Annotated in this window: 9 protein-coding genes and 1 riboswitch; all 9 genes read left to right on the top strand. The window is 43.4% G+C overall.

Features of this window, described 5'->3' with window-relative positions:
* The first annotated feature begins 136 nt into the window (after positions 1-136).
* Positions 137-931 (top strand): alpha/beta hydrolase, encoded by a 795-nt coding sequence (locus tag NST58_RS31760; RefSeq protein ID WP_076220289.1) that lies wholly within the window; start codon positions 137-139, stop codon positions 929-931.
* 38 nt (positions 932-969) lie between these two features.
* A complete protein-coding gene (locus tag NST58_RS31755; RefSeq protein WP_076124160.1) occupies positions 970-1,959 on the top strand; it encodes a sensor domain-containing diguanylate cyclase in 990 nt (329 codons plus the stop codon).
* Between the two features lie 224 nt (positions 1,960-2,183).
* Complete coding sequence (locus NST58_RS31750) at positions 2,184-2,564, top strand: helix-turn-helix domain-containing protein (protein ID WP_339245465.1); 381 nt, start codon at positions 2,184-2,186, stop codon at positions 2,562-2,564.
* The gene (locus NST58_RS31745) at positions 2,561-3,598 is read left to right on the top strand and encodes an EAL domain-containing protein (RefSeq protein ID WP_339245463.1); all 1,038 of its coding nucleotides are present in this window, start codon (positions 2,561-2,563) and stop codon (positions 3,596-3,598) included. The genes NST58_RS31750 and NST58_RS31745 overlap by 4 nt, the downstream gene beginning before the upstream one ends.
* A gap of 116 nt (positions 3,599-3,714) precedes the next feature.
* Positions 3,715-4,281: a hypothetical protein gene (locus NST58_RS31740; protein ID WP_076124374.1), complete on the top strand. Its 567-nt coding sequence runs from the start codon at positions 3,715-3,717 to the stop codon at positions 4,279-4,281.
* A gap of 157 nt (positions 4,282-4,438) precedes the next feature.
* Positions 4,439-4,525, top strand: a riboswitch (cyclic di-GMP riboswitch).
* Positions 4,526-4,783: 258 nt separating this feature from the next.
* A complete protein-coding gene (locus NST58_RS31735; protein ID WP_339245461.1) occupies positions 4,784-10,597 on the top strand; it encodes an NPCBM/NEW2 domain-containing protein in 5,814 nt (1,937 codons plus the stop codon).
* A gap of 244 nt (positions 10,598-10,841) precedes the next feature.
* Positions 10,842-11,477, top strand: a complete 636-nt coding sequence (locus NST58_RS31730) for a response regulator transcription factor (RefSeq protein ID WP_076124152.1) — start codon at positions 10,842-10,844, stop codon at positions 11,475-11,477.
* An 84-nt stretch (positions 11,478-11,561) separates the two neighbouring features.
* Positions 11,562-16,643 carry an AAA family ATPase gene (locus tag NST58_RS31725; RefSeq protein ID WP_339245459.1) on the top strand — a complete coding sequence of 1,694 codons (5,082 nt, stop codon included), beginning with the start codon at positions 11,562-11,564 and terminating at the stop codon, positions 16,641-16,643.
* Positions 16,640-17,293 (top strand): response regulator transcription factor, encoded by a 654-nt coding sequence (locus NST58_RS31720; protein ID WP_036682266.1) that lies wholly within the window; start codon positions 16,640-16,642, stop codon positions 17,291-17,293. Before NST58_RS31725 ends, NST58_RS31720 begins: the two co-directional genes overlap by 4 nt.
* The last annotated feature ends 4 nt before the right edge of the window (positions 17,294-17,297 follow it).

Here is a 17,297-nt window from a genome sequence, read left to right as displayed (position 1 = left end):
GCCAAATGATGACCCAAACGGGAGGCTACATAAAACTCCGCTAGAGATTAATCTAGCGGAGTTTTTTCTACGCTTGATATTTCCAGGGGAACCCTGCAAAATAGAGAGAATGCTAACTATAGAGGAGTTATATGAAATGAACGATGTTATGGTGCGGAATCATGTAAAAGTCATTGGAGCAGGAGAAAAAACTATCCTTTTTGCGCATGGATTTGGGTGTGATCAAAGCATGTGGCAGTTTATCACGCCATCATTTGAGAAAAAGTATCGAATCGTTCTATTTGATTATGTAGGCTCAGGCCATTCAGATTTAAGCGCCTATACATCGGATAAATATCATACTCTCCATGGTTATGTACAGGATGTACTAGATGTCATCGAAACATTTGAACTCAAGGATCTTATTTTTATAGGTCATTCTATTAGCTCTATGATCGGTTTGCTTGCTTCAATCGAGCGGCCGGATTATTTTGATAAAATGATTATGATCGGACCTTCCCCACGTTATTTAAATGAGGGAGATGCTTATTTCGGGGGCTTTGAAAAAAGTGATATTACTGAGCTTCTGGATATGATGGAGATGAATTTCGCGGGCTGGGCTAGCTTTATGGCTCCACTTGCGATGAATAACCCTGACCCGATGTTGACTAAACAGCTGGAACGAAGTTTTATTTCGGCCGACCCTATTATCGCTAGAGAATTTGCGGAAGTTACATTTTTTTCGGATCATCGAGAAGATCTGCCTAAAGCGACAGTGCCTACCCTCATATTGCAATGCTCGGATGATAGTATCGTTCCTATAGAAGTAGGAGAATATTTACATAGACATATGAATAATAGTACGTTCCGGTTAATGGAGGCCAAGGGCCATTATCCACATATTAGCCATCCCCAGGAGACCATTACTTTGATTAATGAGTATCTTGGGTGAGATGGAGAAGATTATGGTGTTGAAAGGATATTTAGACAATGGATGACCGGTTAAAATATGCGCCATGCGGATATGTTTCCATTACCCATGAAGGAATGATCCTCGATGTGAATCAAACCTTTTTGGATGGGATGGGATATCAGCAGGTTGATTTGGTAAATAAACATTTTGAATCTATCATGTCTACGGCAAACAAGCTTATTTTTCATTCATACTTCTATCCTTTTATCAATCTGAATGGACATGTAGAAGAGCTATTTATCAATTTGAAGGACAGCAAGGGGCAAGCCGTGCCTTACTTGTTAAATGGCAGACGCCTTGAGTGTGAAGGTGTAGAGGTCATTGATTGTATTCTCGTACAGATGGGCAAACGTATTGATTATGAGCTAGAGCTACGATCTGCGAAGAAGCAAATAGAAGAGGCTTATTGGGAAAAAGATCAGGCGCTTGCAAAGCTCAAACAAATTCACCTGGAAATCGAGCAAAAGCAAGCTGAGTTACTGGAGATGAATGCCGTTTTAGTAGAGCTATCTACTACAGACAAGCTTACTGGATTAAAGAATAGAAGGTTCCTGCAAGAAAAGCTGGAAGAGCAGATTGCAGCGTATCACCGTGATCAGGCGCCTTTTTCATTATGTATTCTAGATATTGATCACTTTAAAAATGTGAATGACACCTACGGTCATCAGATGGGTGATTATGTCCTGGAGAAATTGGCGAGTATCCTGAAGTCCCAATCTCGTAAAGAAGATATCGTAGCTAGGTATGGTGGTGAGGAGTTTATCCTTCTGCTGCCTAATACAGATTCATCGGATGCCACGGCTATAGCTGAGAGTTTACGACAATTCATAGCCAGCTCCACTTGGGAGATTGGCAGCATTACGGTAAGCATTGGCATAGCTACCTTTGAAGCAACCGATACAGACATCACTCTTCTGGAAAAAGCTGATCAAGCGCTTTACGTTTCTAAAGAACAGGGGAGAAATCGCGTTACGCATATTATGGATTTGAGTGAAAAGCTTCTTTAATTGGAGGCTTTTTTTGTTATTTATAAACGATACATCCTCTTTGCTCTAATTGCTCTAAAATGTCTGTTCCCTTCAAGCTGTAAAAGGGAATTCGGAATTTCATGAATGGATCTCCTTTGTAATTCGTATTGGCATCAAGCCTATGTGACAACGTTACGATAGAATATAACAGGATGATGATTTATTATCAGTATGTTGGCATACAAAACTATGGAATGTGGATCATGCCTACATTATCTATTCGGGGATTATGGCGATCTGGAAGTGATCCATCCCTCCAATATAACAGTGCTGCTGCGGTGGCTATGAATGATACTGTATTATTTGAGATTAAACATGAGCCTTTTAAGCAGATGCTTGCCGATTACCCGTTGATTAAGGAGCAATTGATGCTGCTGCAAATGGACCGTTTATTTTTATTGAATCGGTTATTACATGAAATGAAATTTCATGATGCGAGAGCGCGTGATATGATCGGAACGTTAAGGGAGACGGCTACCCTTGTGCTTAAAGATCTGCAAGAGCAAAAGATTATTGAGATTCAACATCAGCAGATCACCGTGTTAGACCCGGCGTATTTACTGGAGTATACGGATTTCGATTGAGAAGAGCCGTTCCGGGATTCAGAGAATCGATTATTAAAGGGGTTATGAATGTGGCTTGTAATCATTGTGTAGTAAGAGATCTGAATTTTGAAATCAAGGCTCATGGTGAGCTTAATCTTAGGGTTTTACCTGAGGTTATTCATCACTTGAGTAGAAGTAATACGATACATAAGGTGGAAGAAAATGTGATTACAGTTAAGGAGGCTGGGGTGCGGGATTTTCTGGATTTCTGTAATGACCATATGGAGTCGGAGCAGGTTGAATTCCGTATAGATGACCAAACATGGAGACCTCTATCCGAATTACCCACTGTACTTGATATGGAGTGGATTGATGAGGTTATCACTAAGGGTCTTGTTACTTGCTACTTCCAACCGATTGTGAACGTAAGGGAAGAGATTTTTGCATACGAGCTCCTATCCAGATTTAAAAAAGAAGACGGATCTCTTATCTATCCTAATGAGATTTTTGCGGCGGCACGGAATCGTGGGCGTTTATATGCTTTAGACCGGTTATGTAGAATGACGGCTGTAAAATATGCTGCACCCTTAAATAAAAAAACGTTTATTAATTTTATCCCAACGTCGATCTACGCTCCAGAGTTCTGCTTAAGATCAACCGTTGAACTGGCCAATCAATTAGGCGTCGATCCTTCTCTTTTTGTCTTTGAAGTTGTTGAGACGGAGAAAGTGGATGATCTCGCTCATTTGAAAGCTATTTTGACATATTACAAGGATCGGGGATTTGAATACGCTTTAGATGATGTTGGTGAGGGCTTCAGCACGATCGAGATGTTATTGGAGCTTAAACCCCATTACATGAAGCTGGATATGAAATATGTTCAGGGTGTGTCCAGCGATCTGAACAAACAGAAAATAGCAAAGCAATTTTTAGAAAAAGCTTTAGAAATCCAATCCGTTCCTTTAGCAGAAGGTGTGGAGTTTAGAGAGGACTTTGAATGGCTTAAGCAGAGTGGTTATCAGTTGTTTCAGGGCTATTTATTTGGAAAGCCTGATCCTATTCCCAAACAGTAATCCTAATGAGTATATATCCGTCCAGAGGATGAGATGAATTTCAGGTCAGAGTCTGAGTACAGCCAACCCCCGGGGTTGTATAATTTAGGTAATTTGAAAAGGGGGACGGGATGGATATGAAATGGCATCAATTTGTAACGCGCTGGGCGGATTCTAGGGGCTTTGATGGACGAGAGATTGATTATCAATGGCCTTCTCCCTCATTTCCGGTCATCAGTATACGCAGTAATCTAGGGCGATACTCAGGTCAAGCGTATGGCCGTGGAGGTAAACCCCGTGTGAAGACAGCCGTTGGATTAATCGCTATTGGAGATGTAGCTGTTGGCTTGATTTCCATAGGTGCGATAAGCGTGGGCGTATTATCCTTAGGAGCAATATCACTGGGAATGTGGTTAGCGATCGGAGCAATAGCACTTAGCTGGCTTGGCTTCGCAGTGGGAGCGATTGCGATTGCAGGCGTGGCTGTAGGAGCGATCGCAATCGCGGAAAAAGCGTTGGGGGCCATCGCCATAGGGGATACGGCGTTTGGTGCGATAGCGATAGGCAGGATCGCTGGGGGTGCCATAGCTATCGGACAATGGGCATATGGTGTAATCGCAGTTGGCGAACATGGTTTCGGATTAATTCCCATCACGGGCGATGTGTGGAATTGGTTCCGGCGTTTGTTTGGATCGGGTAGTTAAGTAGACCTACAGTCCTAAAGGATGCCCTTCTCTTCCGGGATGGTCGATAAATAATATCTATCACATAAGAAAAACTAATTGCAATTACCTATATTCATTTCATACCAATTAATCATGCGATCCGATCTAGGCTTATGTTACTCTTTGAATGTATTCGAAACTTCATAGGCAAACCTATGGAAATGTAGGGACGCAAAGCTAAAGGGACTAAGGTTATCATAACTATTGTCAGCCAGCTGCCAAAGAGTGTGTAACGCTTTTTGTTAAAATATAAGAAAGTATAAGTTATAAAACTATACTTAATATCTTATATTTCTCGCTTAAACGCTTACCGTCCTTATAAGGACGCCGAAGGCGTTTATGCTTGTTAAGGTTTAATAAAAATTAAGTCTTAATTTTTAGGCGACTTTATACGCAATCAAGCTACTCTTTTGGGGTAGTTTTTTTTGTGCCCATTTTTGGGCACTGGAGAGATTCATATGACATCTGGAGGTAAGAAGAGATGAAGAAAATGATTGCGATCGCTACATCGGCGGCCATATTGGCCAGTTTTTCAAGTGAGGCAGGTTATGCTTTAGCAAGTGAGGTAAGCAAGGTAAATGTAACAAAAACAGTGGCGCAAAGTAAGGTTAACTTATTAAGCAACGCTTCGGTTATTCCGTTTGAGCTGTACGGCAAGGATGCTCTAAATGCCTATAATGAGGTTTTTAGAATGAATCCAGCAAATATTAAATCCATCACAAATAACGGTGGCAACTACTCAGGCTCGCCTATAGCTAAGGCTATGGATGGGGATATGAGCACGCATTGGGAGACTGGCAAACCGAATAGTTCAACGTTTACGAATGAGGTTGTGTTTGTTTTCAATGAGTCCACTGAATTAAATAGAATGGTATACGCGGCTAGGCAATCCGGTGCGAAAGGTAAAGGTTTTGCTCAAGAATTTGAGATCTATGGTTCCACTACCGATGGGGGTGATTTTACGCTCGTGTCTTCTGGAGAGTATACAGGCTCAACCGGTGATGTAGTGGAGATTCAGTTCGCACCTACGGCTTTTAAGAAACTTAAATTTGTCTTCAAAAAAGCGAACCAAGATTGGGCGAGTGCGGCTGAGTTTTCTTTTTATAAAGAGGATAGTGTCTCTGCTAAAATGAAAAATTTATTTACAGATGATACCTTGAGCCAAGTTAGTGCTGCTTTTGATACGGCAGAGAAATTAACAGCTTTAGAGAATGAAGTGCAGGCACATCCACTGTATGCGCAGTTTAAAGAAGAGATAGAGAATGCAAAGATCCTTTTGGAGAACCATCAGGTAGAGGCAACGGCAGCCAAGGTTTCGAAGCTAAAAGGGTATGGAACAGCCTATGAAAATGCCTATAGCCAAGCTTATAGAATGCCGAATGCAAACGTATCAAAAGTAACGGTGAACGGCGGAAGCTACCCAGGTACGAAGCCTGAATATATGCTGGATGACCAGCCCACTACGCATTGGGAAACGAACAAAAACAATGATGCAAGCTTCACGAATGAAGTTGTGTTTGAACTAGCGCAAGCGGAGGTGCTGGACAGAGTAGCTTTTTTAGCTAGAGATAACCGCAAAGGATTCCCAGAGGCTTTTGAAATCTATGCATCAGAGACGAGTAAAGGAGAGACCTTCCAACTTGTATCTAGCGGAACCGCGGTTAGTACCAATGATTTTCTGGAGTTTAAATTCGAGCCTACGAAGTTTAAAAGATTAAAATTTAAGTTCACGAAAGCTAATATCAACAGACCTTTTGCGGCTGAATTTAGATTTTATACAGAAGATAAAGTAAGCGAAGCAGTAAATGGCATTTTCACAGATGGAACGATGAGTGCGGTTGTGCCTGCTTATAATAGCGTCGAAGCAATCAACGAATTAGAAGAAGCGGCAAAAGTACATCCGCTCTATCCAATCCTGAAAGATTCTTTGGATTTAGCTAAGAAGCTAGTGAATGGTGAAGTTCAAACCGAAGGCACCATCATTGAGGCGGAACAACGTGGAGATATGAAAAAGCATGCGCAGGAAAACCTGGGAATAGGCTTCGGAACGAACAACCAACCTACAGGACTTGCGGCAATGCCTGGCGAGACCATCAATGTTTATGTGGATGCTGCTTCGGGCGATAAATTGCCTTCTTTGATCTTTTCACAACAAGAGGGAGCTTGGAATAGTTGGGCTAGGGGCGTACAATTGCGTGCGGGCAAGAACACTATCACTGTACCTGAAATTGCAACGACTAGTGCTTACGCTCATGAGGTAACTAAGGGTGGCACCGTTTATATCGTCAATCCATATACAGCTGAGGAACAAGGGAAAGCGCCATTGATCCGCTTCGAAGGTTTAGAAAAGATTCCTTTTATGACCAAGACCACGGATCCAGAACAATTCAAAACCTTCTTAATCACATACAAACAAAGACTGGACGAAGATAAAGCGGCTCATCCAAATGTTCAAGATCGTAAACTCATAGATGTGGTAGAAATGTCCAGCGATCATGTTATTTTCACAGGAACGGCGACGGAGGCGTACAACAAATATATTACGCAAGGAAATAACCCGCTGGACACCGTAACTGGGTATGACACCTGGATGAAGAGTATTTTTTCCTTCTATGGCTTGGATGGCAGTAGTGAGATTCATGATGCCAAGCTAATTCGTGAGAATATTCGCTTGATGCAGCCTTATGGTGCGATGTATGCAGCGGGAGATCATACAGGGATCCAACTTGGAACAGTAGGAACCATGTTAGGTGATTTTAACAAAGCCTATCCGGGCTGGGGACTGAATCACGAAATTGGGCATCGCTTGGCTATGGGTGAACGGGAATATGGCGAAGTAACTAATAATATGGTGTCTATGTTTATGTCTGTCGCAGCGAATTCGATAGATAATCGTATACCGTATGAATCAGATATCTATAAATATGTCCTCGAAGAAAATAAAGTGGTTATGAATCAGCAGGGCTTATTTGCACAACTCGGAGCCTATTGGCAGCTGGAGCTGGCACATCCGGGATACTGGACAGAGCTAACCAAGCTATATCGGGAGCGGAAGGTCACCCTTACCAACGGTGACAATTCCAAGCAGCAGTATTTGGTGGAGTTCTCCTCCGAAGTACTGGGATTAGATTTAAGCAGCTATTTTGCCAGACATGGCTTCACTGTGAATCCTGAGACAAAAGCGAAAGTAGCCAAGTATCCGGCACCGCAAAAGTTATGGTATTTAAATAACTCGGTGATTAATTATGAGGGAACTGGAATAGCGGATAAAAATCTGGCCATTAAGGTTAATATCACACCTAACACCACGGCTAGAACGAACACGTTAAGTTTCAGTATAGATAAAGAGCTTAAGCAAGACTTTTTAGGATATGAAGTGTATAGAAATGATGTGTTAGTTGGTTTTACAGGAACTGAGCAATTTGTGGATCAGAATGTAGATGTGAGTATCAACTATACGTACAAGATCGTCGGTTATGATAAAAAGCTGAACCCACTGAAGCCCGTACAGGTTAAAGCCTTTAAGCCAGCCTTGTCTGTTGAAGATCAGCTCACTTTAAAGCTTAATCAAACCTTTGATCCGATGAGCTATGTAAAAGCGGCTAACTATCTAGGAAACGATATTACTGCAGATGTCTCTCTGAAAGCCAATAACGTTGATGTAACGCAAAAAGGCAACTACGAAATTGTATATGAAGTGAAAAGCGAAGGGGTTACGGAAACGAAAACCACACAGGTTACGGTAACGAGCGACTACGCCTATATTTCCGATCTCAATGCCAAGTCAGTCGTTGTAGGCTGGGGTGAATTAAAGAAAGATAAAGCCGTTTCCGGAGGAATCATAACCCTTGTTCGCCAAGGGTTGGCTGCGACGTACGCGAAAGGGATTGGTGTTCATGCCAACTCTGAGGTAGTTTACGATATTGAAGGTAAGGGTTACGACTTCTTTGAAAGCTACATTGGGATTGATCAAGCCATGAAAGGGAAACCTTCCTCGGCTACTTTTGCAGTGTATGTGGATGGAGAACAGAAATTTGAGAGTGATGTTTTCCGGGCAGGAACAGAACATCAATTTGTGAAAATCCCTGTGACTGGCGCAAGAGAGGTGAAGCTGGTTACAACAGATGCTAAGGATGGCAATGCTTCAGACCATACGGTATGGTCGGATGCGAAGTTCTCGAATAATTCAAGCAAACCTACCATTACAGTACCGGAAGAGACAACCTTCGTTAAGCTGAACAGCGAATTTGATGTGTTGAGCGATGTAACAGCTTTTGATACGGAAGATGGTAACTTAATTGGAGCCGTTGAAGTACATTCGAATGGATTCACATCAAGCAAAACAGGGACTTACAACGTCGAGTTTTCTGTTACAGACTCAGATGGGAACTCCGCTGTGCAAGCCAGAAAGATTGTTGTATACAGCGCTAGTAAATACCTGAGTGATATAGATTGGCAATCGGCAAAAACGGATTATAATGTGGTTCGAAAAGATAAGGCTAGCTCTAACAATCCGATTAAGCTGCTGGTAAATGGCGAGGTCAAAGAGTTCGCTAAGGGCTTAGGAACCCATGCCAGCTCTGAAATCATGTATAATCTGGCGGGTGCAAACTATGAATATTTTGAAACGTATGTAGGGGTTGATAGAAATATCCCTGAGCAAAGCAACTCCAGTGTAATTTTCAAAATCTTTGCCGATGGGGCAGAGGTTTATAACAGCGGACTGATGAAATTTGGTACAGAAGCCAAGCTTGCGCGGATACCTGTTAAGGATGTAAGTGAATTGAAGCTGGTGTTAGATAATGCAGGTAACGGAAATGCTTCAGATCACGGCGATTTTGCTGATGCGAAGTTTATGATCTTGAACAATACACCAGAGCTTACCATACCTAAATCTGTCTCAACCAAAGTGGGTCAAGCGATTGATATCAGTGAAAGCTATTCGGCAATGGATTCGGAAGACGGTGACTTGACGGCTCAAGTGAAGGTCACAGGCCAAGCGCAAGTTAAATTCAACCGGGCTGGAAAGTATCCAATCACTTACACAGTAACAGATAGTGATGGAAATACGACCACGAAGATTAGAACTATAGCCGTAGTAGACATGACGGACTTTACGTATCTGACGGATTACGACTGGAATTCTACTCAGAACAGCTATACTACACCTTTGAAGGATAAATCTATTAGTGCAAATACGCTGAGATTAACAGATGAGAACAATCAGGTAGTGTCCTATGAAAGAGGAATTGGAGCGCACTCTAACTCGACGATTGTATACAATCTAAGCGACAAAAACGCGGACTATTTCACTTCCTATGTAGGTGTAGATAGACAAATGTACGGTTCTGTTGGTTCGGTGAGCTTTGAGGTGTTTGTCGATGGAGAGAAGAAATTCGATAGTGGGGTCATGGGTTCGAGAGATCCGCAGAAATTCATCGAATTGGATATTAATGAAGCAAAAGAACTGAAATTAGTCGTCACAGACGGGGGAAATGGCAACGGATCTGACCATGCTACATGGGGTGGAGCCAAACTACATTTCGCGAATGGAGATCACTTATTCACTAGAGATCTCGAACAGGCGATTGCAGCGGCTAAAGCAATTTCTCTAGAAGGCCTCACACCTGAGAGCATCGCGGCATTTACGTCCAGCCTCTCGATAGCAGAGACAGTGTTGGCTAACTCTTCTGTTACGCAAAGTGAAGTAGACGAAGCTGTAGCAGCGTTGCAACAAGCAACCGAAGGTTTGGTCCAAATAGATCTTACGCAAGTGATTACTGTGGCGGACCCGTATTTAAGTGCTTCGATCAAGACTACATTGGGCGTAACTGGAGAATTAACATTAGGTGATATGTATAACCTTACAACGTTAACTAGCGAAACCAGAAGAGCCAGATCCTTGGAAGGTTTGCAGTACGCGAAGAACCTAGAGACACTTGATATTACTGGAAATGAAATTACAGATTTCTCCCCATTACAAGGATTAACTAAACTAACGAGCTTATTGGCCGACCCACAAATGGTAGAGGTAGGAGAATTTAAGGGACCTGTGGTTGAAGTGGCCAATCTGGTGAAAGGGCTCGATGGCAGCAAAGTGATCCCTAATTCGGCTGGGGTAAGAAACACTAGAACATCTAAAGAAATTGTGTTTGATATGAAGGAATGGGCTGCTAATCCGGATGCGTTCACTATTGACCTATCGAACGAGGAGAAAGGAACTTACATGCTGGGGTTAACTTATCAAGTCGCAGGTAATCTCGTGCAAATCATTTCTTTTATTGATAATAATTAAATTCCCAAGAAAGCAGGCGGATTGTGGTCTCTATAACCATGGTTCGCCAGTTTTTAAATGAAGGCGTTTTATGTAAAAATATCCATTTTGTCATATGACAAAAGAAATGACAACGCTCACTATAAGCGGTGTAGTCTTTTAACTATACTTAATCAGAAATGCGCCAAATTTAAATGAATACTCCAATTGAAGCTTTTTATACAAAGAAGTAAATAATGTATGCGGTTTAGAGGGAGCTGTTTCTGTGAAAATCATCATTGTAGATGATCATCCTTTAGTTAGAAGAGGGCTGGCATCTGTCATTGCAATGCAATCGGATATGCAATTTGCCGGTGAAGCTACGAATGGTCCGGAAGCACTTGATGTGATTGAAGAGACAAAGCCAGACATTGTCCTCATTGATCTTAAGCTTGCTGATGAATCAGGACTGGATGTCATTAAGATAGCACGTACCCGCGGCATTGTTAGTAAATTCATACTGTTGACTTCCTCTGCGAGCAGAGAGGATTTTTTGAGGGCTGAAGAAGTATTGGTAGACGGATATGTTCTGAAAGAGGCACTGCCGGAGGAATTACTGTTTGCTATCCAGTTGGTGTACAAAGGGAGAAAATACTATGATCCTGGTCTAATGGAAGAAAAGATGCGAATGAGCGCCAGCAGTCCAACAGATGAATTGACACCAAAAGAGAAGGAAGTCCTGATTCAGCTTGGACAAGGTGCTTGCAATAGAGTGATTGCCACACGTCTTTTTATCAGTGAATTTACGGTGAAGAAGCATGTCAGTCAGATTTTAGCGAAGCTGCAGGTTACTGACCGGACACAGGCGGCATTGTGCGCGAACGCGATAGGATTAACGAAATATGAAATGTCTTATGAGTAGAACGGCAAGATCAGATGTTATAATGGCTTTAACTACTTTGTGAGATTGAGTATTCTGTCTAATTGTAATTAGGGAGTGCTGTTGATGTTTGAATTGCCAGGATACCAAACCTTAGATCTGATAGATAATACCGCAGATATCAGGTTATACAGACTCCTACGTCAAGAGGACGGCCTAAGAGTTATCGCTAAGACAACAATAGGAGAATATCCGGGAGCTGCCATGGTCGATGCTTTTCGTCATGAGTATGACATGCTTAAGCGACTTTGCGGTCGTGGTGCAATAGAGCCGTACAGTTTGGAAATTATGGCGGACCGACCAGTCCTTCTCTTAAAAGATATAGAGGGGAGTACCCTTGGGCAGATCCTGCGTATGCCTGTTAATTCACTGGGTCTTCCAGCGCTAATTCGAATCGCTACAGCTATTGCTGATTGTCTTATGCAAATTCATCGTGAAAAAATAACACTAAATGAACTAACCCCCGCTCATCTAATCGTCAATCCCATTACTTTTGAAGTGAAATTTATTGATATAAGAATGTGTTCTACCGAAAACACCACGAGTCCTTTGTCACCGTTAGGCGGCCGGCCCGATGTTCTGCTTCCTTATATAGCTCCAGAACAAACGGGACGAACCGGAGTCAAACCGGATTACCGTTCTGACTTTTATTCGCTGGGGATCATCCTGTATGAATGTCTCTCGGGCAGCCGCCCCTTTGAGCTGCATGATGTTGTTGATATTGTATATCGTCATCTTGCAGATACACCTGAGCCTCTGCACCGCAGGTTCCCCACTATCCCTCTATCGGTCTCTGATATTGTTGGTAAATGCATGGAGAAAATGCCTGAAGCGAGGTATGCCAGCGCGTTTGGCATTAAATCGGATCTTGAGGAATGTCTATCCCGTCTAGAAGAATCCGGGCATATTGAGCCTTTTCCACTAGGAAGCTGGGATATCCCAGAGCGCTGGATGGTATCAGGACGCTTCTATGGAAGACATCTTGAGCAACAAAGCTTAAGAGAAGCACTGCAACGAGCATCACAAGGTGCCGTAGAGACGGTTTGGATTAGCGGGGAGAGTGGTATCGGCAAAACAACCTTTCTGAAGGAGACCCTTACAAATACAGTCTCTTTGGATGGTTTCTTCGCCAGAGGCAAATTCGAATCCCGACATACCTCACTCCCTTATGGCATCTGGCATCAAGTCATAGAAGAGTTGGTTAGTCAGCTGCTGATGGAAACAAAGCTGCAGGTGGAGGTTTGGAGGCTGCGTATTCTACAAGCAGTGGACAATTACGGTCAGTTGCTGATCGATTTTGTTCCTAAGCTTGAACTCTTGATTGGCCCTCAACCCTCCGTGCCTCCACTGCCACCGCTGGAAGCTCAGCATCGCTTTCAATTAATCATGAGCCGATTTATTCAACTCTTTCCTCATGAGGATCATCCTTTGATCTTGGTATTGGATAATTTGCAATGGGCTGATGATACGTCGCTGCAATATCTCACTTCGCTTATAGAGGATACAGCAACGACTCATCTGCTAATCGTGCTTTCCTATCGCAATCGGGAGATTACAAGGCTGCACCCGCTCAGTAGGCTGGAAAAACATCTGATTGACCGCAACGTAGCGATGAGCAGAATTTCTTTACAAGCGCTTGAACTCACCGATTTAAAACAACTGCTACTTGATGTTATGCGTTACGAGGCAGCTGACTTGGACGAGCTGTCGCGCGTGCTGCTTCATAAGACAGATGGAAACCCGTTATTTATTAAGCAATTCCTTCAAGATTTGATAGATGATCAGCGAGTGGAATTTGATGAGAATATTCGAAGCTGGAAATGGGATCTCCAGCGTATTACTGAATTGAATGTACCCGATAACGTAGCTTCATACCTTTCAAGTAAATTGCAGCAATTTCCTGAACAGACGGTATATGCACTTAGCAGAGCCGCATTTATAGGCAGCCTATTTGATTTACGTACACTTGCTGATATTACGGAGACACCGATAGAGACATTGAACGATGCGTTGGCGGTTGCTGTACATGGGCGCTTGTTGCAGCCCGTTAACGGGGAGGAATATCCGCATTATAAGTTCCAGCACAACCGCATTCATCAGGCAGCATATACTTTTATTTCCAAAGAGGAGCGTTCCGAGCTGCATTGGAGGATTGGTCTTTTATTGCTAGGCCGCAGCCCGCTAAGTGAAGGAACGACACTATTTGAAGCTGTCCATCATTTGAATCAGGCACTTACATGGTTAGACCGCCCTGAAGAGAGGCTTCAACTAGTAGAGCTGAACTTACAGGCAGGGATAAAAGCGAAGCAAACAACCGCACATGAGACAGCCTTGCAATATATGCTTCAGGCAACGTCATTATTAGAGGAGCAGAGCTGGGAGGCGCATTATGGGCTGACCTTCCGGGTATTCCGTGAGAGGGCGGAGCTCGAATATTTATGTTCCCATTTTGATACGGCTAATGAATTATTCCATCTGTTGATTGATAAAGCTACGACAAATATGGATAAGGCTTACGTCTACGTAATGAAGGTGCAGTTGGAAGCAAGTAATGATAACCATGAAGAGGTGATCTCCTTAGGCCAGCATACCTTATCGTTACTGAAAGTGAAGCATCAATTTGATCCTGGTTATGCTCAATTGACGCTTCAATGGTTACGATTGCGGCATAGACTCAAGAAGGTCTCACTCGAATCGCTTACTCTTTTACCTCCAATGACTGATGAAGCACGTAGAATCGCAATGTCTACTTTAGATCATTCAAGCAATGCTTGCTTCTACGTCAATCGAGAAGGGTGGCTTGCTTCTTCCTTCACCATGATTGAATTAACGCTTGATTATGGGATGACTCCGGAGGCTTCCATTGGATTCATAGGTTATGCAATGTTTCAATATTATTACTTCCGTAATGATGAAGAGACATTCAAATGGGCCATGCTGGCGTTCAGCTTATCCGAACCCTATCCGAAACAGCACATGACAACCTTAGCCGCGTTCGCCATGTGCTACGATAGCTGGCGGCATTATGATCCTGCTATGCTCCATACATTTACCGAGAAGGCTGGTAAAGTGGGACTGGAATCAGGTGACTTATGGAAGGGCAACCAGAATGTGCTGATCAACTGTGCCTCCCTTTTGCAATTTGGTCATCCTCTCGGCGATATCTATGAGCGATTAATTACTCATTCCGGAGATTTGCTGCGCCATAACAACAGTCTCCATTGTAAGCAGGCTATTGTAGCGGCGGCCATTCTTGTTCGACTGACAGGTTATCGCTCTATAGATGATCCCTTTCCCATCGAGGAGATTAGCGAGCCTGCTTTTGCACAGTCGGTTCATGGGGACACCTTTGATTTTATACAAGAAATGGTCTGGATCTATCAATATTTGACGGGCTATCTATTTGGGGAATACCGAGAAGCCAGTGAGGCATTAGCCAAATCAGCGGCCATTATAAAATCACGCGAAGATGGCCTAGACAGTCCCATGCAGATCATGTATGAATGTTTAGTCTGGGCTCAGTTGTATGAGGAATATAACGCTGAAGAGCAACGTACATATCGGGCAAAAATGCGTAAATGCTTGAAGAAAATGAAAAAGCTTGCCAGGCGTTGTCCGGGGAATTATCAGCATAAATATCTGTTGATGAAGGCTGAGTTAACTCGTCTATCGCGAGATCCCCGCCAAGCTGAAGCATTGTATGAGCAATCCATTGAGAACGCTCGGATCCACGGTCATATTCACGATTTAGCGATGGCAGCGGAATGTTATGGTAAATACGGGCTTCGTCATGGCAAAATGCATCTGGCAAGAATCTATATGACTGAGGCCTATGAGGCTTATCTGCAATGGGGCGCAAAGGCTAAAGCGGCTGACCTGGAGCAGCAGCATCGCCATTTGCTGCATATTAAACGAGAGCCCGGGCTCGATCGTGTGGATTCCCTTTCTGTGGTAATGTCTGCCCAAGCATTATCCGGCGAGATGGAGATGAGCCGATTATTGGCCACGCTGATGCGAATCATGCTCCACAATGCTGGGGCAGAATATGGGGCTGTTATTTTTGATCATGACGGCAAATGGATGGTGGAAGCTTATGGGACCTCAGAAGCCCAGCATATCGAATCTGTTCCACTTGGGGAAGAATCGGGGTTGGTCCCGGCAGCGATTATAGCTTACGCGGCAAGAACACAAGAACAGGTTGTATTACATGATGCACTCAGTGAAGGAATATTTACACGTAATACTTACGTTAGGAATAATAGACTGAAATCGGTTCTATGTCTCCCCATCATGAATCAGAATAAATTGGTTTGCCTGCTCTATTTGGAGAATAATCTATCGCCGGGTGTATTTACTCCAAGCAGACTCGATGTGCTCAAGCTGCTTGGTTCACAATGCGCAATCTCAATCGCTAATGCCAAGCTGTATTCGGGAATCCAATATCTCAAAAAAAATCTGGAGGATCAGGTGGTAGAAAGAACTCGTAGCCTGGAGCGTTCGATGCGTGAAACATCTGCGGCTTTGGCCGAAGCTACTGTTTTTGAGGAACGCAATCGTATTGCCCAAGAGATTCATGATATTGTCGGGCATACCCTTACATCGACGATTCTGCAGATTGAAGCTGGCAAGCGGCTGCTTCAGAAGAAGGAGATAGACAGCGGCTTTCAGCGTCTGGCTGAGGCCCAGGATCTTGTGCGGCATAGCTTGAATGAAATCCGCGGCTCTGTCCATATGCTGAAAGAGGACAGGTATTCTGATCTAACCGTGATGCTGAAGCAGTTGATTCGAGATACAGAACGCAATGCAGGCGTTGTTGTTCATGCAGTTATTTACGATCTGCCGGAAGCCATGTCAACAGCCTATAAAAAGGCAATCTATCATGCTTTGCAGGAGGGCTTAACTAATGGGATCAGACATGGGAAGAGTGTGGAGTTCCATTTTAGTCTGGAGTCTGTTGGAGCGAACTTGCAGTTTAGACTCAAGGATTGTGGGCTAGGGATGAGTCCAATCGTGATGGGATTTGGACTTAGGACGATGAAGGAACGGGTTGAGCAGCTGGGAGGCAGCTTATCCATCGATTCAGAAATGGATGAAGGCTGTTTACTGGAGATTGATCTGCCCATGCGAAGGGTTGTGGATAGAACATGAGTAAAATAAAAATTGTAATTGCCGATGATCAATTGTTGACGCGGGAAGGACTTCGCACCATTTTGGATCTGGAAGATGATATGGAAGTGGTTGGTGCTGCCAAGAATGGAGAAGAAGCTTGCGAGATGGTTGAGGCACTCCAGCCTGATCTGGTGCTGCTCGATATTCAAATGCCAGTTATGGATGGCCTTAGCGCCTTGAAACGAATAAAGCAGATTCGGCCGAACATCTTCATTCTGATTCTGACTACTTTTATAGAGACTGATTATATTGTAGAGGGAATGGCCTACGGAGCAAGCGGTTATATGCTGAAGGACATGGATGCAGATAAAATGATCGCTTCGATTCATGATACGTTATCCGGGCAATTTATTCTGCCAGCTCCGGTAGCAGCCAAACTGGCATCGAGGATGAACAGGTTAACAGAGGACTATGAACACTGGCAAAGATCGGGTCTGGATCGTATCAGTCTGACAGAACGGGAAGAGGAGCTGGCACAGCTCATTATCCGGGGACTGAACAACCGTGAAATCGCCGATACATTACATATTGCGGAAGGTACGGCGCGCAATTATATTAGCAATCTTTACAGCAAATTAGAAGTGGTTGATCGGGCCCAAGCAATTGTGCGACTGCAGGCTATTTTGTAATAAT

It is taken from the genome of Paenibacillus sp. FSL R10-2796 (assembly GCF_037965315.1).
GTDB classification, from domain to species: Bacteria; Bacillota; Bacilli; order Paenibacillales; family Paenibacillaceae; genus Paenibacillus_AQ; species Paenibacillus_AQ odorifer.
This window is presented reverse-complemented; position numbering and strand designations above follow the sequence as displayed.

Excerpts from the sequence above, each read along its gene's own strand:
- NST58_RS31760 (WP_076220289.1), top strand. The coding sequence starts at position 137 with ATGAACGATGTTATGGTGCGGAATCATGTAAAAGTCATTGGAGCAGGA.
- NST58_RS31755 (WP_076124160.1), top strand. The coding sequence starts at position 970 with ATGGATGACCGGTTAAAATATGCGCCATGCGGATATGTTTCCATTACC.
- NST58_RS31750 (WP_339245465.1), top strand. The coding sequence starts at position 2,184 with ATGCCTACATTATCTATTCGGGGATTATGGCGATCTGGAAGTGATCCA.
- NST58_RS31740 (WP_076124374.1), top strand. The coding sequence starts at position 3,715 with ATGAAATGGCATCAATTTGTAACGCGCTGGGCGGATTCTAGGGGCTTT.
- NST58_RS31735 (WP_339245461.1), top strand. The coding sequence starts at position 4,784 with ATGAAGAAAATGATTGCGATCGCTACATCGGCGGCCATATTGGCCAGT.
- NST58_RS31725 (WP_339245459.1), top strand. The coding sequence starts at position 11,562 with ATGTTTGAATTGCCAGGATACCAAACCTTAGATCTGATAGATAATACC.
- NST58_RS31720 (WP_036682266.1), top strand. The coding sequence starts at position 16,640 with ATGAGTAAAATAAAAATTGTAATTGCCGATGATCAATTGTTGACGCGG.